This window comes from Streptomyces sp. NPDC025618 (assembly GCF_055558795.1).
Map to the genome: position 1 here is coordinate 34,418 of NZ_JBVHLW010000011.1, position 26,196 is coordinate 60,613.

Consider the following 26,196-nt stretch of genomic DNA (forward strand, 5'->3'; position numbering starts at 1 on the left):
CTTCTGTAGCCGCGTGGACGGCACCGCCGTCAGCACGCCGCGGAGGCGAGCCGCGAAACGCGGTCCCACCCTCTCCGCGCCGCATTCCCCGGAAAAAGCCGATCCCACGCCATAAGCGTCCCACGGGCACGCGAAACGACCGGCGCCGCACATCGCCGGTCCGGCGCTGCGCTCCACCCCGCCCCCACGGAAGGAATTACGCCCATCATGCATGGCTCCACGGCAGCAGACGCCCGGTCCAAGGCCGAACTCGCCATCGACGGACACACCCTGACGGTGAGTGATGTCGTCGCGGCCGCACGGGGGAAGGACGACGCGCCCCGCGTGACCCTCGCCGAGGAAACGGTGCGCCGCATGCTCAAGTCGATCGAGCTGAAGGGGCAGGTCATCGAGGCCGGTATCCCGGTCTACGGGGTGACCTCGGGCTTCGGTGACAGCAACACCCGGCAGATATCCGGGAAGAAGGCGGAGGACCTCCAGAAGAACCTCATCCGCTTCCTGTCCTGCGGCATCGGCCCGGTCGCGGCCGAGGACGTCATCCGCGCCACGATGGTGATCCGCGCCAACTGCCTGGCGCGCGGCTACTCCGCGGTCCGCCCCGAGGTCGTCGAGCTGCTCCTGGAGTGCCTCAACCACGACATCCTCGCGCCCATCCCCGAGCGGGGCTCGGTCGGCGCGAGCGGCGACCTCGTCCCGCTGAGCTACATCGCGGCGCTCGTCACCGGCCAGGGCCAGGCCCTGCACGAGGGCGAGGAGAAGAGCTCGGCGGACGCCCTGGCCGCGGCCGGCCTCACCCCGGCGGTGCTGGAGGCCAAGGAGGGGCTGGCGCTCGTCAACGGCACGTCCTTCATGTCCGGGTTCGCGGCGCTGGCCCTCCACGACGCCGCGGAGCTGGCCTTCGCGGCGGACCTGTCCACCGCGCTGATCTCGCAGGTGCTCCAGGGCAACCCCGGCCACTTCGCGCCGTTCGTCTTCGACCAGAAGCCGCACACGGGCACCCGTCGCAGCGCGCACACCATCCGCGACCTGCTGGGCAACCCCGAGGACCGCGACCCGGGCGTCGCGCAGCGCGACGCCTCGCTGTCGGAGGCCGGCTTCCGCGAGCTGGAGGAGCCGATCCAGGACCGGTACTCCATCCGCTGCGCCCCGCATGTGACCGGCGTGCTGCGCGACACCCTGGACTGGGCGACCAACTGGGTGGACATCGAGATCAACTCCACCAACGACAACCCGCTGTTCGACATCGACGCCGGTGTCGTCCGCAACGGCGGCAACTTCTACGGCGGCCACGTCGGCCAGGCCATGGATTCGCTGAAGACCGCGGTCGCCAGCGTCGCCGACCTGCTCGACCGCCAGCTGGAGCTGGTCGTGGACGAGAAGTTCAACAACGGCCTGACGCCCAACCTGATCCCCGCCTTCGAGGCGGACAGCTGGGACGCGGGCATGCACCACGGCTTCAAGGGCATGCAGATCGCCGCCTCCGGCCTCACCGCCGAGGCACTGAAGAACACCATGCCCGCGACCTCGTTCTCCCGCTCGACCGAGGCGCACAACCAGGACAAGGTCAGCATGGCGACCATCGCCGCGCGCGACGCCCGTACGGTCGTGGAGCTGGTCCGCCAGGTCGCGGCCATCCACCTGCTCGCCCTGGCCCAGGCCGCCGACCTGCGCGGCACCGAGGTGCTCAGCGGCCCGACGCGGGCCGCGTACGACCTGATCCGCTCGGTCTCCCCGGCGCTGGAGGGCGACCGTCCGCTGGCGGGCGACATCCAGCGGGTCGCCGCGCTCATCGCCTCCGGCGAGCTGCGCGCCGCGGCCGAGGCGGCCGTGACCGGCTGATACGGCCACCCTGAATTCGCACCTCAGATTCCAATTAGTTAGAGTCGTACCGTGCGACTCACCAAGGGCACCGACATCGCGCTGCGCATCGCCATGCGTCTCGCGGTGACGGCGGACTCCGCCGACACGGAAGCGCCGACCACCCGCGAGGTGGCCGGCGCGGTCGGCGTGCCGTACACGCACGCCGCCAAGGTCGTCAGCAGGCTTCAGCACCTGGGGGTCGTCGAGGCCCGCCGGGGCCGGGGCGGCGGGCTCGCGCTCACCGCCGCCGGCCGCACGGCCTCGATCGGCCGCCTGGTGCGCGAGCTGGAGGGCGCGGGCGACGTCGTCGGCTGCGAGGACGACCCGCCCTGCCCGCTGCGCGCCGCGTGCCGGCTGCGCGGCGCGCTGCGCGAGGCCCAGGAGGCGTTCTTCGCCGCCCTGGACCCGATCACCGTCGAGGAGCTGACCGCTCCCCCGACCGGCCCCCTCCTGCTGAGTCTGGGCACCGGCCCCGGCGGGTGACCCCCGCCGCCTCCCTTCACGGTCGCACCGCGCCGTTAAATGCGACTCTTGAATACCAATTCACGCCGAGTGTCAGGAGCCCCGATGCTGTCCCCCAGGTCGACCGAGATCGTCCGCGCCACCCTCCCCGCCGTCGGCGGCGCCATCGGCGAGATCACCCCACTCTTCTACGACAGACTCTTCGCCGACCACCCGGAGCTGCTGCGCGACCTGTTCAACCGGGGCAACCAGGCCAACGGCTCCCAGCGCCAGGCGCTCGCGGGCGCCGTCGCCGCCTTCGCCACCGCGCTGGTCGAGCACCCGGAAACGCGCCCCGACGCGATGCTCTCGCGCATAGCCCACAAGCACGCCTCGCTCGGCATCACGCCGGAGCAGTACCCGCTGGTGCAGAAGCACCTCTTCGGCGCGATCGTCGAGGTGCTGGGCGACGCGATCACCCCCGAGGTCGCCGGCGCCTGGGACGAGGTCTACTGGCTGATGGCCAACGCGCTGATCGCCATCGAGGCCCGGCTCTACGCCGAGGCCGGCGCGCCGGACGGCGACACTCGCGTCCCCTGCGTCATCACCGGCCGGATCCGGGAGACCGCCGAGGTCACCACCTTCCTCGTCCGGCCGCTCGACGGGCGCCCGCTGCCCGCCTCCCGCCCCGGGCAGTACGTCTCCGTCCAGGTCGAACTCCCCGACGGCGCCCGGCAGATCCGTCAGTACAGCCTCTCCGGCCACCCCGACGACGCGCTCCAGTTCTCCGTCAAGCGCGTGACGGACGACCCCGGGGGCGAGGTCTCCAACCACCTCCACGACCGGCTCGGCGTGGGCGACACGCTGCTGGTCAGCGCCCCGTTCGGGGATGTCGCCCTGAAGGAGGGCGACGCGCCCGTGCTGCTCGCGTCCGCGGGCATCGGCTGCACCCCGATGATCGGGATGCTCTCCCACCTGGCCGCCACCGGCGCCACCCGCCGGGTGATCGTCGTCCACGCCGACCGCAGCGAGTCGGCGCACGCCTTCCGCACCGACCTCCGCCAGCTGACGGACAAGCTCCCGGACGCGGTCGCGCACATCTGGTACGAGGAGCCGGAGGACACCCGGCCCGCCGACCGCACGGGCCGGGCGGACCTCTCGCTCATCGACATCCCCGCGGGCACCACGGCCTACCTCTGCGGCCCGCTGCCCTTCCTGCGCTCGGCGCGGACCCAGCTCCTGGCGGCGGGCGTGGCGGCGGCGGACATCCACTACGAGGTCTTCGGCCCCGATCTGTGGCTGGGCGAGGGCGCCTGACGGACCGTCGGCGGACCGCGGTCGGCGGCACCCCGAGGCAGATCGTTACCCACGCGTAACTCGCGCGACCATTACCCCTGGTAAGTGATCGAGGTTACCGTCGGGTCACTTCGCTTCGGAGTGCCGCACCCCCCGCACCTCAAGCGCGGCACCGACCTCAGGAGTGTGACCGTGCGACACCCTCGCAAGGCCCTGCGCGCCACGGCCGTCGGCGCCGCCTCCGCCGCGCTGCTGGCCGGCACCGCCCTCGGCTTCGCCCCCGCGGCCCAGGCCGCCCCGGACCGCCCGGCCGCGGTGGGCCACGCCGCCGCGTCCGTGCGGTTCACCGACCTCCCCGGCTCCGGCGGCATCACCCTGAAGGGCAATGTCTTCACCCCCGGGGACGCCGGCCGCCGCTACCCCCTGATCGTGCTGCCCGCGAGCTGGGCCATGCCCCAGCTCGAATACCTCGCCCAGGCCAAGCAGCTCGCCGAGTCCGGCTATGTCGTGGTCAGTTACGCCGCCCGCGGCTTCTGGCTCTCCGGCGGGAAGATCGAGACAGCCGGCCCGCAGGACATCGCCGACGCCTCCTCGGTCATCGACTGGGCCCTCGCCCACGCGCCCGCCGACCCCGCGAAGATCGGCATGGGCGGGGTCTCCTACGGAGCGGGCATCAGCCTGATGACCGCGGCCTTCGACAAGCGCGTCAAGGCGGTCACCGCGCTGAGCGGCTGGGCCGACCTCATCGAATCGATCTACAGCGAGCACACCCAGCACAAGCAGGCCGCCGGGCTCCTCGGCGGCCTGGGCAAGCTCACCGGCAGACCGGGCGACGAACTCCAGCGCGTTCTTGAGGACTTCCTCGGCAACGACCTCTCCAAGGAGAAGGACATGCTGGCCTGGGGCGCGCGGCGCTCCCCCGCCGCCTACGTCGACCGCCTCAACGCCCAGGGCACCGCCGTCATGCTGGGCAACGCCTGGGGCGACTCGGTCTTCACCCCCGACCAGTACGCGAAGTTCTACGAGCGGCTGACCGGCCCCAAGCGCCTGGAGTTCCGCCCCGGCGACCACGCCACCGCCGAGGTCACCGGACTGCTCGGGCTGCCCAACGACACCTGGACCCACGCCCACCGCTGGTTCGACCGCTACCTCAAGGGCGACGCCAACGGCATCGACCGCGAGGCGCCCGTCCAGCTCTCCTCCCGCAGCGGCGGCGGCTACGAGTCCTACGCGAACTGGCCGGACGTCGAGCGGAACCGGCGCACGGTGGCGATGGACGGTGCGAAGACCATCCGCACCGGCGGCGACTCGGGCGCGAACGGCGGCACCGTCATCCTCTCCAACGCGCTCGACCAGTTCCTGAGGATCCCGCCGATGGTGTCCGTGCCCCTGCTGCCCCGGACCTACGCCGCCGTGTGGCAGACCGGACCCTACGGCTCCGGGCAGCAGATCCGGGGCAGCGTGCGGGTGAACACGACGATGACGAGCGACAAGGAGACGGGCACGGCGATCGCCTATCTCTACGACGTGGGGCCGCTGGGCGTGGGCAAGTTGATCAGCCACGCGCCGTACACCTTCCGGGACCAGGTGCCGGGGCGGGGCTTCGGGGTGGACCTGTCGCTCTACTCCACGGCCTACGACGTGCCGGCCGGGCACCGGCTGGCGCTGGTCGTGGACTCGGTGGACCCGCTCTACATCTCGCACAACCCCGCGGGGGCCCAGCTGTCCTTCACCGCGCCGACACTGTCGGTCCCGGTGCGCGACTAGGGGGTTCCGGGTACCAGGGTATGTGCCGCGGGTGATCGCCGGCCTGCGGCACATCCGTCCGGCGGGCTACGCCTCGCGGTAGACCCCCGGCGCCAGATAGACCGAGAACCTCGGCGTCTCACCGCCCCGGTAGGAGATGAAGTTCTGCGTACGGGAGTGCTCCAGCGGACCTTCGGTCAGCGCGCTCAGCACGGACTCGTAGCCGGTGGCGTCCATCCCCTCGGCCCGCAGGAACGCCGAGACCCGGTCCCGCGCCGCCGCGTCGCTCTCGTGGACGGGGATCATCGGTACGTACAGCGTCCCCGCCGGCACATCCCGGCCGGGCTGGAAGGCGAAGGCCGTCACGGGCGGCTTCCGCTTCCCTTCGGGGCTGTCGTCCGGGCCGTTGACGCTCCGCAGCACGCGGGCGAACGAGCCCGGCACATGGGTGGGGTCGACGGCCGACTTGGCGTCGACGGCGTCGGCGGACACGCCGGAGTGCGCGAGATAGACCTGCGCGCGGAAGCCGTCGCCGGGCACGAGGTCCATGGCCACGGAGGCGGGTTCGTGCTCCGGGCCGTAGGCGCCGCCGAGGTGCTCGGTCAGCGCGCGCCAGGGGCGTTCCAGACCGAGGCGGACCATGGCCTCTTCCGTACGGGCGGCGGCCTGTTCCCGGCCGGCGACGGCGGGGTTGAGGAAGATCTTGTAGCGGGGGTGGCCGCCGGGGACCCAGGCCACCGCGTGGGCGATGGTGAAGTAGCCCTGCGGGTCGTCGGCGGTGAAGAGGTCCTCGACCGCGAGATAAGGGTCGATGGAGACACCCGGGCGGCCGGCGAGGCGGCGGGTGAGCTCCATGCCGTCCTCCATCCGGCGCTTCGCCGGGCCCCTGGGGGACTCCAGGGAGAGCCGGACCCCGGCCTCGCGCCCGGCCCAGGCGACCGAGGTCTCGATGGGCATGCCGTCGATGGAGACCCAGCAGGCGTCCTCGGGCGGTGTGCCGACGGGGAGCCCGCCCCAGGGGCCGGTCAGTTCCCGCAGGAACGCGAGGAGCGACTCCCTGCTCCCCGCGTCGATGCCGAGGCTCTCGCGGGCACGCCACACCTTGTCGCAGGCGACCTCGGCGTAGCAGGCGGCGGGTGGGTAGCGGTCGGAGTCGAAGCGCAGCGGGCGGCCGACCATCTCGGCTATGACTCCGGTGTCCGGGGTGAAAGCACCTGACCGGAGCGGCGGTTGGGGACCGGGGCCTGCGGACTCCATCGTGTCTCCCTGTGCGTCGTGACGGCAAAAACGAGCGTGATCGTCCCACCGTGCGGCGGGGTCTGTCAGAGCTTTGCCCGACAATTGCCCGGGAGCCCGTTATCGGGTCTATGTTCCGGCCAATCTGCCGCCCTTCGCGCGCATGCGCGATCCGCTCCAGCTCGCGCCGGACCCTGGCCGGTGGACCGGCCGGGCCATGGCGGCGGAACGCCCGGTTCCCCCACCCACACCTGCGCCTTACCGGCGGTTACGCTCAGGCTTGGGGCAAGGGTTCACAAGGACGGCCGGATCATGCACGGCGGTGGTTCGCTTCACGACGTTCTGCGACATGATCGCCACACATCGTTCGCTGGTGCGTGCCGCCCGCGAATGGATGTGCCCTGTCCACATGCGGCCAACCGGAGACTGTCGGCGCCGCCGTGCTCCGGGAAGCCTGTGCAGAGGAGTTGTTGACGCGTGTCCGCACAGCACCACTCCGCCCGACCCCGGCCCACCGCCGGTGCTCCGCGTTCCTCATCCCCCGCCGATACCACCGCGCCGTCCGACGAGGCACTGCCCGCGACGCTCCCGGAGGCGTTCGCCCGGCAAGTGGCCCTCACCCCCGACGCGACCGCGCTGGTGAGCGGTGCGGACACCTCCTTGACCTACCGTCAGCTCGACGCGGTCGCGGACCGGCTGGCACGGCGGCTGACGGCGGAGGGCATGGCGCCGGGCGGCACCGTGGCGGTGCTGATGGACCGCTCGGCCGAGCTCGTGATCTCCCTGCTCGCGGTCGTCAAGTCCGGCGGCTGCTACGTCCCGTTGGACCCGCGGCAGCCGGTCTCCCGCTTGCGGTGGATCCTGGACCAGACCGGCGCCGAGCTCGTATTGACGGCGGGTCAGGCACCGGACGCGCAGCTCACCGCGGGGCGCAGGGTGCTGCCCGTGGCCGTGGACGCGCGGGACGCCGACCGGCCGGCGGTCGGCGAGGCGCCGTGCGCGCTCCCGCACCAGCTGGCGTACGTGATGTTCACCTCCGGGTCCACGGGCACGCCCAAGGGCGTCGCCGTGACCCATGAGAACGTGGTGGGCCTCGCCCGGGACCAGGCGTGGCGCGGCGGTGCGCACGGCCGGGTCCTGCTGCACTCGCCGCACGCCTTCGACGCCTCCACCTACGAGCTGTGGGTGCCGCTGCTGCGCGGTGGGGCGGTGGTCGTCGCGCCACCCGGTGACCTGGACGCGCGGAGCATCGCCGCCGCCGTCCGGGACTTCGGGATCACCGGGCTGTGGGTGACCGCGGGCCTGTTCTCGGTGCTGGCCGAGGAGGCTCCCCGGTGCTTCCTCGGGGTGCGGGAGGTGTGGACCGGCGGGGACGCGGTCTCCCCCGCGGCCGTGCGGCGGGTGCTGCTGGCGTGCCCGGAGACGGCGGTCGTCAACGGCTACGGCCCGACGGAGACGACCACCTTCGCCACCTGCCACCGGGTGGCCGACCCCGGCGGCCTGGGCACGGTCGTGCCGATCGGCGCGCCGATGGCCGGGATGCGCGCGGAGGTGCTCGACCGCCAGCTGGCGCCGGTGCCGCCCGGCGAGGTCGGCGAGCTCTACGTCGGCGGCTCGGGGCTGGCCCGCGGCTACTGGAACCGCCCCGGCCTCACCGCGGAGCGGTTCGTGGCCGACCCGCTGGGCGAGCCCGGTGCCCGCCTGTTCCGCACCGGTGACCTGGTGCGGCGCGGCCCCGAAGGGCTGCTGGAGTTCGTCGGCCGCAGCGACGACCAGGTGAAGATACGCGGCTTCAGGGTCGAGCCGGGCGAGGTCGAGGCCGTACTCGCCGGGCACCCCGGGGTCGCCCAGGCCGCGGTCGTCGTCCGGGAGGACAGGCCCGGGCAGAAGCGGCTCGTCGGCTACGTCGTGCCCGCGGAGGAGAGCGCCGCCGAGGGGCCCGCGGACGGCGCGGACCGGGTCGGCGAGTGGCAGGAGATCTACGACTCGCTGTACAGCGACGTCGCGCGGGCGCGCTTCGGCGAGGACTTCTCCGGCTGGAACAGCAGCTACGACGGCGAGCCGATCCCCCCGGCGCAGATGCGCGAGTGGCGTGACGCCACCGTGGCCCGGATCCGTGAGCTGCGGCCGCGCCGGGTGCTGGAGATCGGCGTCGGCACCGGACTGCTGATGTCCCGGCTGGCCCCGCACTGCGACGCCTACTGGGGCACGGACCTCTCCGGCCAGGTCATCGAGGCGCTGCGGCAGCTGGTGCGGCAGGACGCCGAGCTGGCGGACCGGGTCGAGCTGCGGGCCGGTGCCGCCGACGACACGGCGGGCCTTCCGGCCGGTTTCTTCGACACCGTGATCATCAACTCCGTGACGCAGTATTTCCCCGACGCCCAATACCTCGCGGACGTGCTGGCCAAGGCCGTGGGCCTGCTGGTGCCCGGCGGGTCGGTGTTCGTCGGCGACGTCCGCAATCTGCGGCTGCTGCGCGCCTTCCACACCGATGTCCGGCTGCGTCAGCCCGAGTTGCCCGCCGACCCCGGCGCCGTCCACGCGGCCGTCGAGCACGCCATGGTGCGGGAGAAGGAACTGCTGGTCGACCCGGCGTTCTTCACCGAGCTGGCGGCCGGCCTGCCGGACCGGGTGGGCAGTGAGGTGCGGGTGAAGCGCGGGCGGGCGGTCAACGAGCTGACGCGCTACCGCTACGACGCCGTCCTGCGCAAGCTGTCCGCCGAGGAGCAGGACCCCTCTCCCGTACGGCAGTTGCCGTGGGGCGAGGACGTCTGCACGCTCGACGACCTCGCGGCCGTCCTGCGCGCGGAGCCGCCGGCCGGCGACATTCTGCTGACGGGCGTGTCGGACAGCCGGCTCGCGCCGGTGGCCGACGCGCTGCGCGCCCTGGAGGGCGGTACGGGCCGGGTCCGCGCCCTGAGCGCGCGTGACGACACCGACACCGACACCCTTGAGCGCCTCCACGAGCTGGCCGACGGGCTGGGCCTGCGGGCCTCGGCCGCCTGGTCCGCCGCCGACGACGGCACCCTGGACGTGCTCCTGACGCCGCGCCGCCCGGGCTCGGTGGGCGGGCTGCGGAAGCCGGCGGGCGTGCCGCTGTCCTCGCTGGTCAACGCCCCCGCGTCCGCGCGGGACACCGGCGCGCTGGTCTCCTCGGTCCGGGCGTATCTGCGCGAGCGGCTGCCCGACTATCTCGTCCCGGCCGCGACGGTGGTGCTGGAGACCCTGCCGCTGACCCCGAACGGCAAGGTCGACCGGCGCCGCCTGCCCGAGCCCGGCACCGGGTCCGCCGAGGGCGGCCGGGCGCCCCGCGATCCGCTCGAAGAGCTGCTGTGCGGGCTGTTCGCCGACATCCTGGGGGTCTCCGGGGTCACGATCGACGACAGCTTCTTCACGCTGGGCGGGCACTCGCTGTCCGCGACCCGGCTGAGCACCCGGCTGCGGTCCGTCCTCGGCCTGGAGCTGCCGGTGCGCGCCGTCTTCGAGACGCCGACGGTCGCCGGGCTGGCCGAGGCCGTGCGCCAGGCGTCGGCCGGGGACCGCCCGCCGCTGGAGCCCGCGGCGCGCCCGGAGGAGGTGCCGCTGTCGTTCGCCCAGCGCAGGCTGTGGTTCCTCGACCACCTCCAGGGCCCGGGCGCCGCCTACAACGTCCCGCTCGTGCTCGATCTGGACGGCGAGCTCGACCGCGCGGCGCTCGAAGCGGCGCTCGGCGACGTGCTGGCCCGGCACGAGAGCCTGCGGACGGTCTTCCCGGAGACCGCCGGGGTGCCACGGCAGCTGGTCCTGGACACGGCCGCCGCGCGCCCGCGGCTGGAGGTGAGCGCGGTGGCGCCGGAGGAGCTGGACGCGGCGGTGGCCGCCGCGGTCCGGCACCCCTTCGACCTGGCGGCCGAGATCCCGGTCCGGGCGCGGCTGTTCACCACCGGCCCCGCCCGGCACATCCTGGCGCTGGTCGTTCACCACATCGCGTGCGACGGCTGGTCGCTGGCGCCGCTGTGGCGCGATCTCGCGACCGCCTACGCCGCCCGTCGCGCCGGGAGCGCGCCCGACACCGAGCCGCTGCCGGCGCAGTACGCCGACTACACCCTGTGGCAGCGCCGGCTGCTGGGCGAGGAGGACGACGCCGACAGCCTGGTGTCCCGTCAGATCGCCTACTGGACCGAGGCGTTGACCGGCCTGCCCGAGTGCGCCGAGCTGCCCGTGGACCGGCCCCGCCCGCAGGTGGCCTCGCACCGGGGCGACACCCTGCACTTCACGGTCGACGCCGATCTGCACCGGCGGATCACGGAACTGGCCGCGGGCTGCGGGGCGAGCCCCTTCATGGTCGTGCACGCCGCGCTGGTGACGCTGCTGACGAAGCTGGGCGCGGGCCCCGACATCGCGGTCGGCACCCCGGTCGCGGGCCGCACCGACCACGCGCTCGACGGCCTCGTCGGGTTCTTCGTCAACACCCTGGTGCTGCGCACGGACACCTCCGGGAACCCCGCGTTCCGCGATCTGCTGGCCCGGGTCCGGGAGACGGACCTGGCCGCGTACGCCCATCAGGACGTGCCCTTCGAGCGGCTGGTCGACGCCCTCGCCCCGGCGCGCGGCCTCGCCCACCACCCGCTGTTCCAGGTGCTGCTGGCGATGCAGAACGCCCCGCGGGGCGCGGCGGAGCTGCCGGGCCTGAGCGTGGCGGAGCGGGCGGTCGGCACCGGGGCGTGCCGGTTCGACCTGTCGCTGAGCCTGCGGGAGCGGCACGGCGCGGACCAGCGGCCGCTGGGCATCGACGGGGTCGCGGAGTACAGCACCGATCTCTTCGACCGGTCCACCGTCGAGCGCCTCGTCCACCGCTTCCTGCGGCTTCTCGACGCGGTCACCGCCGACCCCGGCCGCCGGCTCGGCTCGCTCGACGTGCTGCTGCCCGACGAGCGTGAGCGGCTGCTGGCGCAGAGCGGTGACGACGTCCCCACGACACCCCTCGGGCATCTGCCGGAGCTGTTCGAGGCGCAGGTGCGGCGGACGCCGGACGCGACCGCGCTGGTCCACGACGACGGCACCGGCGTCATGGAGACGCTGACGTTCCGTGAGCTGAACGCGCGGGCCAACCAGCTCGCCCGGTATCTGATCGGCTGCGGCGCGGGGCCTGAGCGGTTCGTGGCGATCGCCCTGCCGCGTACGGCCGAGTCCGTCGTCGCGACGCTCGCGGTGCTGAAGGCGGGAGCCGCCTATCTGCCGCTGGACGCCGGCTATCCGGCGGCCCGGCTGGCGTATATGGCCGAGGACGCCCGGCCCGCGATCCTGCTCACCGACTCCGGCACGTCGCTGCCACTGCCGGAGGGCACCGGGCCGCGGACGATCGTGCTGGACCGGGACGAGACCCGGCGGGCCGTCGCCCTGTGCTGGGAGTCCGATGTCGCCGACAGCGAGCGGCTCGGGCCGCTGGCCTGCGCGTCGCCCGCCTATGTCATCTACACCTCCGGTTCGACCGGCCGCCCCAAGGGCGTCGTGGTCACCCACGCGGGAGTCGCCGGCGTGGTCGAGGCGCAGGTGCGGCGGTTCGGGGTGACGGCGGCGAGCCGGATCCTGCAGTTCGCCTCGCACAGCTTCGACGGCGCGGTGTGGGAGCTGTGCGGCGGGCTGCTGACCGGCGCCACCCTGGTGATGGCGCCCGCGGAGCTCACCGCGCCCGGCCCGGAGCTGGCCGCGCTGGTCGAGCGGCACCGGATCACGCACGCGACACTGCCCCCGGCCGCGCTGTCGGTGATGGAACCCGACGATCTGCCGTCGCTGCGCTGGCTGATCACCTCGGGCGAGGCGCCGTCCGCCGAGACGGTGCGGCGCTGGTCGGCGGGGCGGAGGCTGCTCAACGGCTACGGCCCGACGGAGACCACGGTGTGCGCGACGCTCAGCGCACCGCTGTCCGGCGGCGGGACGCCCCCGATCGGGCGGCCCACCGTGGGCGCCCGCGCCTATGTCCTGGACCGCGACCTGTGCCTGGTGCCGCCGGGGGTGCCCGGGGAGCTCCATGTGTCGGGCGCCGGGCTGGCCCGCGGCTATCTGCACCGCCCGGCGCTGACCGCGGAGCGGTTCGTGGCCGACCCGTTCGGGGCGCCGGGTGAGCGGATGTACCGCACCGGCGACACGGTGCGGTGGAGGGCCGACGGCGAGCTGGAGTTCATCGGCCGGACCGACGGACAGATCAAGATCCGCGGTTTCCGTATCGAGCCCGGCGAGGTCGAGGCCGTGCTGGGCGCCCAGCCGGGCGTGGCCCAGGCGGCCGTCGTCCCGCGCCGGGACGCCCGCGGCGGTACGTATCTGGCGGCGTACGCGGTGCCCTCCGGTGACGCGGCGGGCCTGCTGGACGGGGCCGCGCTGCGCGACCGTCTGGCCGGTCTGCTGCCCGGCTATATGGTGCCGTCCGCGGTCGTGGTCCTCGACTCCCTGCCGGTGACGGCCACGGGCAAGGTGGACCGCGCCGCGCTGCCCGAGCCCGACTTCGGGGCGCTGTCCACGGGCCGGGAGCCCCGCAACCCGCGCGAGCAGATCCTGTGCGAGCTGTTCGCCGAGGTGCTGGGCGTGCCCCGGGTGACCATCGACGACAGCTTCTTCGACCTGGGCGGGCACTCGCTGCTGGTGACCCGGGTGATCAGCGGGGTGCGCCGCCGCCTCGGCGTCGAACTGCCCGTCCGCACGCTCTTCGAGCGGCAGACGGTGGCCACGCTGCTGGAGGCCGTCGACGCCCCGGCCACGGCCGGCGAGGCGCCCGCGCGGACGCGGGCGGACCTCGCCGCGGAGGCCGTCCTGGACCCGGCGATCACCGTGGGCCGGCCGGCTGGGCGCGGGCGGGCGGAGGGCCGGGAGACGATCCTGCTGACCGGCGCCACCGGCTTCCTCGGGGCGTTCCTGCTGCGTGAGCTCCTGGACCGGACGAGCGCGGACATCCACTGCCTGGTGCGCGCCGACAGCGCCGCGCAGGCGGACCGCCGGATCCGGCGGAACATGGCGGAGTACGGGCTGTGGAACGAGTTCTCCCGCAGCCGGATCGTGGCCGTCCCCGGCGACCTGGAGAAGCCGCTGCTCGGCCTGACCCCCGAGCGCTTCGAGGCGCTGGCGGGCCTGGTCGACGCGGTCTACCACAACGGCGCGCGTGTCAGCGCGGTCGACCCGTACGAACGGCTGCGCGCGGCGAACGTCGCGGGCACCCAGGAAGTGCTGCGGCTGGCGGCCCGGTTCGCCACGCCCGTGCACTACGTCTCCACCGCCGCCGTGTCGGTGGGCACCGACGAACTCCCCGGCCCGGTGCCCGAGTCGCACCGGGTGCCGCCGGAAGCCGTCCTGCCCGGCGGCTACACCGAGAGCAAGTGGGTGGCCGAGCAGCTCGTCCGGCAGGCGGGCGAGCGCGGGCTGCCGGTGACCGTCCACCGGTGCGGGCGCGTCAGCGGACACACCGTCAGCGGCGCCGGTTCGAGCCGGGACGTGTTCTGGCAGCTCGTACGCGCCATGCTCGTCCTCGGCGCCGTGCCCCGCCCGGCGGCCGACGGCACGGAGCCGGTGGTCGACCTGATCCCCGCCGACTGGACGGCGGCCGCCATCGTCCACCTCTCCCGCACCCCGGGCGCGGAGGGCCTCGCGCACCACCTCACCTGCCCGTCGCCCGTCCCCTTCGAGACCGTACTCGGCCATCTGCGGGAGTACGGATACCGCCTGGAGAGCCTGGATCTCGACGACTGGACCCACCTCCTGCGGGAGCGCGCCGACACGGCGGCGGACGGCGGGCCGGCCGCGGGCGAGGGGCTGCTCGACGCGGCCGTGCTGCTCACGGACACCCTCCCCGCGCTCGCCCGCGTGGGCCGGATCCGCCTGGACCGCACCAACACCCTGGCGGGGCTGGCCGGTTCGGGCCACGAGTTCCCGCCGCTCGACGGAGAACTGATCCGCCGTTACGCCGACTTCTTCGTCTCGTCCGGCTTCTTCCCGCCGCCCGCCACGCGCTGAGCGGCGCCGTCACCGTGCCGGGGCCAGGCCCCGGCACGCCCTCCACGGAAAGGTACGCATCGTGAGCAATCCCTGGGACGACACCGAGGGCACCTTCCTCGTGCTGGTCAACGACGAGGGACAGCACTCCCTGTGGCCGTCCTTCACCACCGTCCCCGCCGGGTGGACCGCCGTCCGCGGCCCCGCCACCCGCGACGAGTGCCTCGCCTACATCGAGGAGAACTGGACCGACATGCGCCCCAAGAGCCTCGTCGAGCACCAGTCGCGGCTCTCGGAGGTGCGGTCCGCATGAGCAACGACGAACGCGCGCCCCTCAGCTACCCGTTCAGTGAAGCGGTCGCCCTGGACGTCGACCCGCTCTACGCGAAGCTGCGCGCCGAGGAGCCCGTCGTACGGGTCAGCTGCCCTTTCGGCGAAGACGCCTGGCTGGTCACCAAGCACGCGGACATGAAGACGATCCTCGGGGACCCCCGGTTCAGCCGGGCACTGGCCGCCGAGCACGACGAGTCCCGGATGACCCCGCTGCCCATCCACACCAGCATCCTGGGCATGGACTCCCCCGACCACACCCGGCTGCGCCGGCTGCTCGCCAAGGTCTTCACGATGCGCCGGGTCGAGCTGCTGCGCCCGCGCGTCGAGGAGGAGGCGAACCGGCTGATCGACGAGCTGGTCGCGGCGGGGCCACCGGGTGACCTGATGGAGGGCTTCGCGGTGCCCTTCGCGGGCACCGTGGTGTGCGACCTGCTCGGCGTGCCCTTCGAGGACCGGGAGCAGTTCCGCGGCTGGCTGGACGCCTTCTCCGCCACCACCGTGATGACGGAGGAGGAGATCGAGGCCGACACCCAGCGGCTGCACGGCTATATCGGGCAGCTGATGGTGCGCCGGCGCGCGCGGCCGCAGGACGACCTCATCAGCGCCATGGTCAAGGCCAGCGACGAGGAGGAGAAGCTCTCCGAGAAGGAGCTCGTCGAGCTGGCCAGCGTGCTGCTGATAGCCGGTCACGAGACGGTCTCCTCGCAACTGATCGACTCCCTGCACGTGCTGTTCACCCACCCGGAACAGCTGGAGATGCTGCGCGGCAAGCCCGAGCTCATGCCGGGCGCGGTCGAGGAGCTGATGCGCTACGTACCGCTCATCTCCCATGTGACCTTCGCGCGTTACGCGACGGAGGACGTGGAACTCAGCGGGACGCTCGTGCGCGCGGGGGAATCCGTGCTGCCCGCGATTCCGTCCGCGAACCGCGATGAATCGGTCTTCGAGAACGCCGATGTGTTCGACCTCACGCGAGAGCACAATCCGCATCTGGGATTCGGTTACGGAATCCACCGCTGCCTCGGCGCCCCGCTCGCCCGGCTGGAAATGCAGGTGGCGCTGGATTCGCTGCTGACGCGGCTGCCGGAGCTGCGGTGTGCCGTTCCCGTGGAATCGCTGGAATGGAAGGACGGCATGCAGGTGCGCAGCCTGCTGGAGCTGCCGGTCGTCTGGTGACCCGGCGGTAAAAAGAAAAAAGGGGGGCCTCCTCGCGGACGCGAGGAGGCCCCCCTTTCGCCAAGTGCCTCAGGCGAGGCGCCAGTCGGGGGCCGTGGGGCTGCTGTCCCGGGTCGCGCCGGGGTCGCGGCTCACCACCGGGTCGAGGGCCGCGTCGATCGCCGCCATGACGTCGGCCTCCAGCCGGACCTCGGCCGCCTTGGCGTTGTCGGTGATCTGCTCGGGGCGGGAGGCGCCGAGCACGGCGGAGGCGACGTTCGGGTGCTGGAGCACCCAGGCGAGGGAGAGTTGAGCCACTGTCAGGCCGAGGTCGGCGGCGAGGGGCCGCAACTGCTGCACGCGGGAGAGGACGTCGTCCTTGAGCCAGCCCGCCAGCACCGGCGAGCCGTCGTTGGAGTCCAGGGCCCGGGACTGCTCCGGCCACCGCTGGCCGGGCAGGTATTTGCCGGACAGGACGCCCTGGGCCAGGGGCGACCAGACGATCTGCCCGACGCCGAGCTCCTCACAGGCGGGCATCACCTCCCCCTCGGGCACCCGCCACAGGGCGGAGTACTGCGGCTGGTTGGAGATCAGCGAGATCCGCAGCTCCCGGGCCAGCGCGTGCCCGCGCCGGATCTGGTCGGCGGTCCATTCGGAGACCCCGATGTAGTGCGCCTTTCCGGCGTGCACCACGTCGGCGAGTGCCTCCATGGTCTCCTCCAGCGGGGTGGAGGGGTCGAAGCGGTGGGCCTGATAGACGTCGACGTGGTCCGTGCCCAGCCGGCGCAGGGAGTTGTCGATGGACTCGGAGATGTGCTTGCGGGAGAGGCCGAGGTCGTTGCGGCCGGGGCCGGTGGGCGCGAAGACCTTGGTGAGGATCTCCAGTCCTTCCCGCCGCTCGCCTTTCAGCGCCCGCCCGAGGGATTCCTCGGCGAGCGTGTCCGCATAGACGTCCGCGGTGTCGAAGGTGGTGATTCCGGAGTCGAGCGCGGCCCGCACACAGGCGAGTTCCGTCTCCTCACTTCTCGAAGAACTCCGGGTGAGCCAGTTGCCGTAAGCGACCCGGCTGACTATCAATCCGCTGCGTCCCAGGTGACGGAAATCCATGGGCCCACATTAGCAACGGAGTTGGGCCGGTCCGCCAGAACGCGGAATTCACGGCCCGTGGGCTCCGGCACCCGGCAGCAGCGTGCCGGGCTCGGGCTCCGCGACCTCGACGGCCTCGGTCTTGACGCTGCCCCGCTGGCGTCGCGCGGCCACGTGGGCGAGCCACGAGAGGATCATGCACATCCCGATGTAGATCGGCGAGATGATCATGACGACGGGGATGAACGGGAGCCCGTAGTCCAGATTGCTGGCGATCAGCTTGCCCGCGTGCAGGAACTCCTCGTAGGTGATCAGGAAGCCCAGCGAGGTGTCCTTCAGGGCGACGACGAGCTGGCTGATGATCGTCGGCAGCATCGCCCGCAGGGCCTGCGGGACGAGAACGTACGTCATCACCTGGGTCTTGTGCATGCCCAGGGAGTAGGCCGCCTCCCGCTGGCCGCGCTCGACGGAGTTGACGCCGGTGCGGAAGACCTCCGCGAGCACCGAGCCGTTGTAGAGGGTCAGTCCGGTGACGAGGGCGGGCAGGGGCTGCACCTTGAGGGCGACGAAGACGAAGAAGATCATGACCAGCACCGGCATCGCGCGGAAGAACTCCACGACCAGGGTGGCGATCCAGCGCACGGGCCGGTGCTCGGAGAGCCGGGCCGTGGCGAGCACCCCGCCCAGCGCCAGGGAGAGCACGGCGGCGTAGGCGAATGCCTTCAGGGTGTTGCCGAGCCCGCGCAGCAGCAGTTCCTGGATGCCCTTGTAGGTGAAGGGGTCCCACTTCTGGACCGTGAACTGGTGGGTGTCGAAGAGGAGATACACGAACCACACGACGAGACCGACGATCACGGCGGTCGCCGCGAGGCCGTACACCAGGTGCCGCCGCCGGGCCTGGGGGCCCGGGATGTCGTAGAGCGCGGTCGTGGTCATCGGGCGACTCCCCAGCGCTTCTCCAGCACGTTGAAGACCGCGCTGATGGTCAGGGTCACGATCAGATAGCCGACGGCGATCCAGACGAAGGACCAGATGATGCTGTAACCCAGCTCGTTGAGGGTCTTGTAGGTGCCGAGCAGCTCGGTGACGCTGAACGACCCGGCGATCGCGGAGTTCTTGGCGAGGGCGATCAGCGTCGAGCCGACCGGCGGGATGACCGAGCGGAACGCCTGCGGCAGCACGATCGCGCCGAGGGTCTGGGTGAAGGTCATCCCGAGGCTGCGGGCGGCCTCGCCCTGGCCGGTCGGCACGGTGTTGATGCCGGAGCGCACGGCCTCGCAGATGAAGGCCGAGGTGTAGCAGCCGAGGGCGAGCACCGCGAAGAGCTGGAAGGGCAGCACCACGCCGAACCGCGGCAGGCCGAGCAGCACCGAGAAGAACAGCAGGGTGAGCGGGGTGTTGCGCAGCACCGTCACCCACACCGTGCCGAGGACGCGCAGCGAGCCGACGGGGGCGACGCGGAAGGAGGCCATCACGAAGCCGAGGACGAGCGCGAGCAGGGAGGCGTAGACGGTGAGTTCGACGGTGCCGAGCAGCCCCTTGCCGTAGAGGGACCAGTTGTCGGTCAGGACGTTCATGACGTGCTCCCGTAGCGGTCGACGGCCGGGGGCGGCGGGGCCGGCACCCCGGACAGGCCGAGGGTGGCGTCGTACGCCTTCTTCCAGTCGCCGTTCCTCTCGTGCGCCTCGATGGCGTCGTCGAGGGCGAGGCGCAGGGCGGTGTCACCGCGCGGCACGCCGATGCCGTAGGGCTCCTTGGAGAAGGGCTTGCCCGCCATCCTCAGCTCGTCGGGCGCCTTGGCGGCGAAGCCCATGAGGATCGTGTCGTCGGTGGTGACGGCGTCCACCTGGAGGCTGAGGAGGTTGTCCACGCAGATCGAGTAGGTGTCGTAGGCGACGGCGGTCGCCCTGGGGTAGTCGCGCTCGATGCGCTGGAGCGGGGTGGAGCCGGCCGCCGAGCAGACCTTCCTGCCCGCGAGGTCCCGCGGCCCGTCGATGCCCGTCTCGTCCTTGCGCACCAGCAGCGACTGCCCGGCGATGTAGTAGGGGCCCGCGAAGCCGACCTGGCGTTTGCGCAGGTCGTTGATGGTGTAGGTGCCGACGTAGTAGTCGATCTGACCGTTCTGGAGGGCCGTCTCGCGGTTGGCGGAGGCGATGGTGCGAAAGCGGATCGTCTTCGGGTCGAAGCCGAGCGAGGCGGACATCATCTTGGCGATCTCGATGTCGTAGCCGGAGTAGACGCCGGTCGCGGGGTCCTTCTCGCCGAGGTAGGGCTGGTCCTCCTTGGCGCCGACGACGAGGTGGCCGCGGCTCCTCGCGGCCCGCCAGGTGGCGGAGCCGGTCAGCTCGAAGCCGGTGTCCACGTGGTAGACGGGCAACTGGTCGGCGCGGGGGCCCTTGACCGGCGGGCTGCCCTCCTTGCCGCAGGCGGCGGCGAGCAGGGCGAGGGCGGCGAGGGCCAGGGCGGCGGTCGCGCGGCGCGTACGGCTCGTCATCAGCGTCTTCACCCGCCCCTCAGTGCTTGAGGATCTTGGAGAGGAAGTCCTTGGCCCGGTCGCTCTCGGGAGCGGTGAAGAAGTCCTCCGGGGTGCGGTCCTCGACGATGCGGCCGTCCGCCATGAAGACGACGCGGTTGGCGGCGGAGCGGGCGAAGCCCATCTCGTGGGTGACGACGACCATGGTCATGCCGTCCCGCGCGAGCTGCTGCATGACCTCCAGCACCTCGTTGATCATCTCCGGGTCGAGCGCCGAGGTGGGCTCGTCGAAGAGGAGCGCCTTGGGGTCCATCGCCAGGGCGCGGGCGATGGCCACGCGCTGCTGCTGGCCGCCGGAGAGCTGGGCGGGGTACTTCTCCGCGTGGGCCAGCAGGCCGACGCGCTCCAGCAGTTCGCGCGAGCGCTTGTCGGCCTCCTCCCTGCCGCGCTTGCGGACCTTGACCTGGGCCAGGGAGACATTGGCGAGCACGGTCTTGTGGGCGAAGAGGTTGAAGGACTGGAAGACCATGCCCACCTCGGCGCGCAGCCGGGCCAGCTCCCGGCCCTCGTCGGGCAGCGGGTGGCCGTCGAGGGTGATGGTGCCGGACTCCACGGGCTCCAGGCGGTTGATGGTCCGGCAGAGGGTGGACTTCCCGGAGCCGGAGGGGCCGATGACCACGACCACCTCGCCCCGGCCGACCGTCAGGTCGATGTCCTTGAGGACATGCAGCTTTCCGTAGTGCTTATTGACATTCCGCAGTTCGATCAGAGGATCGACGGCCATACCCAGCCCTACCCACTCTCAGCTGTCCCGCGGTCGACACACGCTATCGGCGCAAACTACCGGCGCCGTACCGGACTTCATCGCTGACACGCTCATATATACGGATTCGGCGCGCTACGCCCGCCATTTGCCCTAGGTACACAGACCGGCCTGGGTACCTAGCCTGTGTAGCGTCGAACTGGGGGAGACTCGGGGGAAGGAGCCGGGGGTGGGCGACAGCAGGCCCGTCTATCTGCGCATCGCGGACGATCTGCGCCGCCGCATCGACGAGGGAGGGCTCGCCGTGGGGGACCGCATCCCCTCGCGGTCGGAGCTCAAGCGCGCGTACGCGGCCAGCGACCAGACGGTGGACCGCGCGGTGCGCGTCCTGAAGGCGGCGGGATACGCGGAGGGCCAGTTCGGGCGGGGCGTCTTCGTCACCGACCGGGTGCCGCTGGGCAGTCTGCTGCGCTCGACGGGCGCCGTCGACTCCCCCTTCGCCGCCCGGATGACGGCCCGGGACACCGCCCTGACCTGGGAGGCGTCCTCCAGCGAGGCGCCCGCCTCGGACCGGGTCGCCCAGCGGCTGCGGATCGGAGCGGGCGAGCGGGTGCTCTGCACGCAGTACGAGTACCTCGCCAACCGGCACCCGGTGCAGCTCGCCACCAGCTGGGAACCACTCGCCATCACCGAGGGCACCGACGTGGTGCTCCCCGAGCGCGGGCCCTACGCCCGGCGCGGCGTGCGCGGCAGGCTGGCGGCGATCGGCATCCGGGTCGTACGGGCGCAGGAGCTGGTGGGCTCGCGCCCGGCGACGACACCGGAGGCGGAGGCACTCGGCTGCGCGGCCGGGCAGTGCGTCACGGTCGTCGAGCGCACCCACTTCGACGGGGACGGCCGGGCGGTGGAGACCTCCGACATCGTGGTCCGCGCCGACCGCTGGCGGCTGGAGTACGACATCCCCTTCATCAGCTGACCTCGCGGGGCGGACTCCGCGCGTGGACTGCGCGGCCGCGTCCCCCGCGCCGCGGCGGTGTCCTCACACGCCGGACGGGCTGGATGTGCCGCACGTCATCGGCCCGCGACGGATCAAGCTCGTGGGGGCCTCCCCCAGCGGCAGCCGGAGACCGGGATCGCCCGGCGCCGCGGGCGGCAGGACGGCCCGCGCCGGGCCATCGCGCGGCGCGGCGGATCAGTTCTCCGCGAGCTCCCCGTAGATCTGCGACAGCTCCGGCGCGCCGTCGGCCGCCCAGCTCTGGCCCGCCTCGACCACGTCGATCTCCCGGCCGTTGGCGAGCCGGACGACCGGCTGCCCGTCGGAGCGGATCCACCAGCCGGCGCCCTCGACCGTGCGCACGACGACCGTGCCCAGATACAGCCCCGCGTCGTTGCCCAGCCACGGCAGCAGCTCGGGGTCCTCGCGCCAGCGCGGCTGGAGCTGGTCCAGTGCCCCCAGGGACATCGGCGAGTCGTCGAGGACGGCTCCCGCCGACTCCGCGTGCGCGCGCAGCAGTTCGCATTCCGACAACAGCTCGGCCAGGCCCTCCGGGTCCCGGTCGACCGCGTCCGCCAGCGCCACCCCGTGGCCCGGGGCGTGCCGCTTGCGCCAACTGTCCAAGAAGGGAATGTTCATACCGGACAGGATCGCACTCGCACGGATGGCCTCACCACAGGCGCGCGGCGCCCGACGTGGCCGGTTGGCCTCCTTGACGTTCCCCAGGCGTCTCCTTAGCTTCATGCCGCCACATTCAGAGCGGGGAACGCTGGGAGGCATGACTCACATGCTCCGGACATCGAGGCTCGGCGGGGTACGGCACAGACGGTGGGCGGCGGCGGGGTTCGTCGCGGCGGGCGCCGTCTGCGCCGTTGCCGCAGCGAACACCCCGGCGCTCGCCGACACCGCGCGACGTGCGAGAGAGCCGCTCCCCTTGGAGCGGCTCTTCGACAACACGGCGGTCCGCGGGGACACCCGTCCGGGCGACGCCGATTTCGACGGCGCGGGCAACGCGCTGCCGGCCGAGGACCTCGACGCCGCGGGCTGGAGCCCGGGCCGCGCCCTGGCCATCGACCGCTCCCCGCTCCGCTGGCCGCGCTCCGCCGCAGGTCAGCCGGACAATGTGCGGGCCGCGGGGCAGACCGTCCGGCTCCGCGGCAGCGGGGAGGCGCTCTCCTTCCTTGTCGCGGGGACCACCAAGGGCGCGCCGGGCCAGGAGGTCACCGGCACCGGCACCGTCCGCTACCGCGACGGCTCCCGCGGCACCTACCGGCTGACCGCGCCCGACTGGCGGCGCGGCCCCCTCACGACGAAGGCCGTCGGGCTCCCCCACCTCGCGGCGCCCGACGGCCAACGGGCGGAGACCACACGGCTGTACGCGGTGACGGTCCCGGTCGCGCGCGACCGCGAGGTCGACTCGGTCGTGCTGCCGGACGAGGCGGATCCGGACACCGCCCTGCACGTCTTCTCGATGGCGTTGCGGGGTCCCACGAACGGGTGGACCGGCAGCTGGGCGGCCTCACCTTCGGGTTACGCCAAGGTGGGGCCGTGGACCGACCGGACGCTGCGGCTGGTCGTGCACGGCAGCGCGGGCGGGCCGCGCACCAGGATCCGGCTGGAGAACACCTTCGCGCCGCGCCCGGTGCGCGTCGGGCACGCGAGCGTGGCGCTCCAGGAGCGCGGCGCGGCGGCGGCCGGCCCGCCCCGGGCGCTGACCTTCGGCGGCCGCCCCGGGGCCGAACTGCCCGCGGGAGCGCAGCAGTTCAGCGACCCGCTGGGATTCCGCGTGCCCGAGGGCGCCGACCTCCTGGTGAGCATCCACCTGCCGGGCACGGTCCGGGCGCTGCCCGTGCACAGCTATATCGACTCGGTGTCCTATCTGACGGCCGACAACGCCGGTGACCGCACGGGCGACCGCGGCGCCGACGCGTACGCCGCGAAGCTCGACTCCTGGCCGCTGCTGACGGGCGTGGACGTCGGGGACGGCGCCGGGTCCGTGGTGACCCTCGGGGACTCGATCACCGACGGCGAGCGGTCGACGCCGGGCTCCAACGGACGCTGGCCGGACCTGCTGGGCCGACGGCTGCGCGGACAGCACTCCGTGCCGAAGTTCGGGGTGCTCAACGAGGGGATCTCCGGCAACCACGTGGTCAACGACCGCTATCCGGGCGACAACACCAGCACGATCCTCAGCGGGGTCAGCGCGGGCCACCGGCTGGAGCGTGACGTGCTGGCGCAGACCTCGGCCCGTACGGTCATCGTCTTCGAGGGCGTCAACGACATCCGGGCGGGCACCACGGCCGCGCGGGTGATCCCGGCGCTGCGGGAGATGGCGGCGCGGGCGCACGAGCGCGGCATGCGGTTCGTCGCCGCGACCATCGCGCCCTGCGGCGGCTTCCACGACTGCACACCGGCCGCCGAGGCGGAGCGCACCGCCATCAACCGGCACATCCGGGCGAACGGCGGCACGTACGACGCGGTGCTCGACTTCGACGCCGCCATCCGCGACCCCCGCCGGCCCGACCGGATGCTGCCGGCCTTCGACGGCGGTGACCACCTGCACCCCAACGACGCCGGGATGCGGGCCTTCACCGACGCGGTCGACCTGCGCAAGCTGATCTGACGGCGCGGGGCGGGGGCGCCAGGACCTCAGACGTCCAGGTCGACGACGACCGGGGCGTGGTCCGAGGCGCCCTTGCCCTTGCGCTCCTCCCGGTCGACATAGGCGTCCTTCGCCGCCTGGGCGAAGGAGGCGTTGCCGTAGACCAGGTCGATGCGCATGCCCTTGTTCTTGGGGAAGCAGAGCTGGCGGTAGTCCCAGTAGGTGTACGGGCGGTCGTACTTCAGGGGGCGGGGCACGACGTCGGACAGGCCGAGGTCGCGCAGGGCGCCGAGGGCGGCGCGCTCGGCGGGCGTGACGTGCGTGGCGCCCTCGAAGACCGCCGGGTCGAAGACGTCCTCGTCGGCCGGCGCGATGTTGAAGTCGCCGAGCACCGCGAACGGCCGCTCCCCCTCGGCGTCCGCGGCGACGGCGTCGCGCAGGGCCTCCAGCCAGCGCAGCTTGTAGGCGTAGTGGTCGTGGCCGACCTCGCGGCCGTTGGGCACGTAGACCGACCAGAGGCGGGCGCCCCCGCAGGTCGCGGAGATCGCCCGGGGCTCCTGCGCGCCGTCGTAGTCGGGGCCGCCGGGCAGGCCGGTGACCACGTCCTCCAGGCCCACCCGGGAGAGCAGGGCGACGCCGTTCCACCGGCCGGTGGCGTTGACCGCCGCCTCGTAACCCAGCTCGCGGAGCGCGTCGAACGGGAAGGCGTCCTCCCCGCACTTGGTCTCCTGTATGCACAGCACGTCCGTGCCGCTGCTCTCCAGCCAGGCCAGCAGCCTCGGGAGACGGGCGGTGATCGAGTTCACGTTCCAGGTGGCGATGCGCATGGGCCAACCCTAACCGCCGGGTGTGACAACGCCGGAGAGCGTCAGAGGGTGAGGGCCTCGCCGGGCGCCAGGCGGGTGTGGTTCGCGCCGCCCGGCCCCTCCGGGCCCAGCATCCGGTCGTAGACCGGCCGGGCCAGGTCGGTGAGCAGCGCGTCGTGGATGTCGACGGCGCGCCGCGGGCCGACCTCCCGGAGGTAGTCGATGACCTCGGAGACCTTGTTCCACGGGGCCATGACCGGGAGCATCAGGGTGTCGACGGGCCTGCCGGGCACGGTCAGCGCGTCCCCGGGGTGGAAGACCGAACCGTCCACGAGATAGCCGACGTTGGTGATCCGGGGGATGTCCGGGTGGATCACCGCGTGCAGCTGTCCGTGCACCTCCACCTCGAACCCGGCCGCGGTGAAGGTGTCCCCCTCGCCGACGGTGTGCACCCGGCCGGGAAAGGCCGCCGAGACCTGTTCGGCGACGCTGCGGAGCGTCCACAGCTCGGCGGCCGGGTTGGCGTCCAGCGCGGCACGCAGCCGGTCCTCGTTGAAGTGGTCGATGTGCTCGTGGGTGACGAGGATCGCGTCCGCGCCGACGGCCGCGTCCTCCTCGCTGAAGGCGCCGGGATCGATGACGAGCGTGCGGCCGTCCTTCTCCAGACGGACGCACGCGTGGCTCTTCTTGGTCAGCTTCATGATCCCCATAGTGCTACGCGGGCCTACGCGTGCGGGGCCGACCCGGCCACATCGACCAGCCGGCCCGGACCGAGGAGGCGGGGCTAAGCGTGCGGGGCCGGCCCCTCCGCGATGACGCGCCGGGCGACCTGGAAGGCGGCGTGGGCGGCGGGCAGGCCGCAGTAGACGGCGGTGTGCAGAAGCGTTTCCTTGATCTCGTCCGGGGTGAGGCCGCAGCGCAGCGCGGCACGCGTGTGCAGGGCGAGGTCGTCGACGTGGCCGCCCGCGGTGAGGGCGGTCAGGGTGATCAGGGCGCGCGACCGGCGGTCGAGCCCCGGCCGGTCCCAGACCCCGCCCCAGGCGTAGCGGGTGACGAAGTCCTCGTAGTCACCGGTGAGCTCGTCCCCGGCCGCTTCGGCGGCGTCCGCGTGGGCGTCGCCGAGGACCTCGCGCCGGATGAGCGCGCCGCGCTCGTACGGGTCCGGGGCGGCGGGCGCCGGTTCCGCGTCCAGGGTGGGCGGCGGTCCGAAACCGGCGGGCGCGGTCTGCTGGGCGAAGGGCTGCTGAGGAGCGAGGGGCTGCGGGGCCGGGGGCGGGAACATCCCGCCCGGCGCGGCGGGCGGGAACCCGTATCCGGAGGCATGCGCCGGCGGCTGCCCGGGAGCGCCGGCCGGACCGTGCGCCGGGCCCGCCTGACCCGGCGCGGGGGCCGGGGCGGGCGCGGGGGGCTGGGGGGCGATCCGCACGGTGTCCGGGTTGAGGTCCT

At 72.9% G+C, this 26,196-nt stretch carries 19 protein-coding genes; 9 read left to right on the forward strand and 10 right to left on the reverse strand.

From position 1 onward, the window contains the following. The first annotated feature begins 207 nt into the window (after positions 1–207). From ACZ4A5_RS13010 to ACZ4A5_RS13025, 4 genes are all read left to right on the forward strand, one after another. Entirely contained in the window at positions 208–1,839 is a 1,632-nt protein-coding gene (locus ACZ4A5_RS13010) for an aromatic amino acid lyase (protein WP_467582045.1), read from the forward strand. A 51-nt stretch (positions 1,840–1,890) separates the two neighbouring features. Beyond that, positions 1,891–2,343, forward strand: coding sequence for an RrF2 family transcriptional regulator (locus ACZ4A5_RS13015; protein WP_467582047.1), 453 nt, complete (start codon positions 1,891–1,893; stop codon positions 2,341–2,343). Between the two features lie 84 nt (positions 2,344–2,427). Next, on the forward strand, positions 2,428–3,618 hold the full coding sequence (locus ACZ4A5_RS13020; RefSeq protein ID WP_467582049.1) for a globin domain-containing protein: 1,191 nt from the start codon (positions 2,428–2,430) through the stop codon (positions 3,616–3,618). A 171-nt stretch (positions 3,619–3,789) separates the two neighbouring features. Continuing rightward, positions 3,790–5,364, forward strand: coding sequence for a CocE/NonD family hydrolase (locus ACZ4A5_RS13025; protein ID WP_467582051.1), 1,575 nt, complete (start codon positions 3,790–3,792; stop codon positions 5,362–5,364). Positions 5,365–5,430: 66 nt separating this feature from the next. Here ACZ4A5_RS13025 and ACZ4A5_RS13030 read toward each other — a convergent pair whose 3' ends face one another. Next, on the reverse strand, positions 5,431–6,600 hold the full coding sequence (locus tag ACZ4A5_RS13030; RefSeq protein WP_467582053.1) for a tryptophan dimethylallyltransferase family protein: 1,170 nt from the start codon (positions 6,598–6,600) through the stop codon (positions 5,431–5,433). A 456-nt stretch (positions 6,601–7,056) separates the two neighbouring features. Between ACZ4A5_RS13030 and ACZ4A5_RS13035 the strand changes: the two genes are divergently transcribed. The 3 genes from ACZ4A5_RS13035 (at position 7,057) to ACZ4A5_RS13045 (ending at position 16,047) form a co-directional block, all read left to right on the forward strand. Continuing rightward, positions 7,057–14,559 carry an amino acid adenylation domain-containing protein gene (locus ACZ4A5_RS13035; RefSeq protein ID WP_467582055.1) on the forward strand — a complete coding sequence of 2,501 codons (7,503 nt, stop codon included), beginning with the start codon at positions 7,057–7,059 and terminating at the stop codon, positions 14,557–14,559. A gap of 61 nt (positions 14,560–14,620) precedes the next feature. After that, positions 14,621–14,851 carry an MbtH family protein gene (locus ACZ4A5_RS13040; RefSeq protein ID WP_361525978.1) on the forward strand — a complete coding sequence of 77 codons (231 nt, stop codon included), beginning with the start codon at positions 14,621–14,623 and terminating at the stop codon, positions 14,849–14,851. Continuing rightward, positions 14,848–16,047 carry a cytochrome P450 gene (locus ACZ4A5_RS13045; RefSeq protein WP_467582056.1) on the forward strand — a complete coding sequence of 400 codons (1,200 nt, stop codon included), beginning with the start codon at positions 14,848–14,850 and terminating at the stop codon, positions 16,045–16,047. The genes ACZ4A5_RS13040 and ACZ4A5_RS13045 overlap by 4 nt, the downstream gene beginning before the upstream one ends. A 69-nt stretch (positions 16,048–16,116) precedes the next feature. On the opposite strand, the gene ACZ4A5_RS13050 is transcribed toward ACZ4A5_RS13045, so the two are convergent. From ACZ4A5_RS13050 to ACZ4A5_RS13070, 5 genes are read right to left on the reverse strand one after another with little or no spacing between them, the layout of a single operon-like run. Further along, a complete protein-coding gene (locus tag ACZ4A5_RS13050; RefSeq protein WP_467582057.1) occupies positions 16,117–17,133 on the reverse strand; it encodes an aldo/keto reductase family protein in 1,017 nt (338 codons plus the stop codon). Positions 17,134–17,181: 48 nt separating this feature from the next. Next, positions 17,182–18,048, reverse strand: a complete 867-nt coding sequence (locus ACZ4A5_RS13055) for an amino acid ABC transporter permease (RefSeq protein WP_467582058.1) — start codon at positions 18,046–18,048, stop codon at positions 17,182–17,184. Next, positions 18,045–18,689, reverse strand: coding sequence for an amino acid ABC transporter permease (locus ACZ4A5_RS13060; RefSeq protein ID WP_467582060.1), 645 nt, complete (start codon positions 18,687–18,689; stop codon positions 18,045–18,047). Before ACZ4A5_RS13060 ends, ACZ4A5_RS13055 begins: the two co-directional genes overlap by 4 nt. Continuing rightward, complete coding sequence (locus ACZ4A5_RS13065; RefSeq protein ID WP_467582062.1) at positions 18,686–19,606, reverse strand: glutamate ABC transporter substrate-binding protein; 921 nt, start codon at positions 19,604–19,606, stop codon at positions 18,686–18,688. Before ACZ4A5_RS13065 ends, ACZ4A5_RS13060 begins: the two co-directional genes overlap by 4 nt. A gap of 19 nt (positions 19,607–19,625) precedes the next feature. Further along, a complete protein-coding gene (locus ACZ4A5_RS13070) occupies positions 19,626–20,369 on the reverse strand; it encodes an amino acid ABC transporter ATP-binding protein (RefSeq protein WP_467582064.1) in 744 nt (247 codons plus the stop codon). 208 nt (positions 20,370–20,577) lie between these two features. On the opposite strand from ACZ4A5_RS13070, the gene ACZ4A5_RS13075 reads away from it, so the two are divergent. After that, entirely contained in the window at positions 20,578–21,324 is a 747-nt protein-coding gene (locus tag ACZ4A5_RS13075) for a GntR family transcriptional regulator (protein ID WP_467582066.1), read from the forward strand. A 216-nt stretch (positions 21,325–21,540) separates the two neighbouring features. On the opposite strand, the gene ACZ4A5_RS13080 is transcribed toward ACZ4A5_RS13075, so the two are convergent. After that, positions 21,541–21,981 (reverse strand): DUF6278 family protein, encoded by a 441-nt coding sequence (locus ACZ4A5_RS13080; RefSeq protein ID WP_467582068.1) that lies wholly within the window; start codon positions 21,979–21,981, stop codon positions 21,541–21,543. Positions 21,982–22,129: 148 nt separating this feature from the next. Between ACZ4A5_RS13080 and ACZ4A5_RS13085 the strand changes: the two genes are divergently transcribed. Next, entirely contained in the window at positions 22,130–23,965 is a 1,836-nt protein-coding gene (locus tag ACZ4A5_RS13085) for an SGNH/GDSL hydrolase family protein (RefSeq protein ID WP_467582221.1), read from the forward strand. 26 nt (positions 23,966–23,991) lie between these two features. Here the strand turns inward: ACZ4A5_RS13085 and ACZ4A5_RS13090 are convergent, their stop codons facing one another. The 3 genes from ACZ4A5_RS13090 to ACZ4A5_RS13100 form a co-directional block, all read right to left on the reverse strand. Next, on the reverse strand, positions 23,992–24,771 hold the full coding sequence (locus ACZ4A5_RS13090; RefSeq protein ID WP_467582070.1) for an exodeoxyribonuclease III: 780 nt from the start codon (positions 24,769–24,771) through the stop codon (positions 23,992–23,994). Positions 24,772–24,812: 41 nt separating this feature from the next. Then, positions 24,813–25,451 carry an MBL fold metallo-hydrolase gene (locus ACZ4A5_RS13095; RefSeq protein WP_467582071.1) on the reverse strand — a complete coding sequence of 213 codons (639 nt, stop codon included), beginning with the start codon at positions 25,449–25,451 and terminating at the stop codon, positions 24,813–24,815. 83 nt (positions 25,452–25,534) lie between these two features. Further along, entirely contained in the window at positions 25,535–26,032 is a 498-nt protein-coding gene (locus tag ACZ4A5_RS13100; RefSeq protein ID WP_467582223.1) for a carboxymuconolactone decarboxylase family protein, read from the reverse strand. Positions 26,033–26,196: the final 164 nt, after the last annotated feature.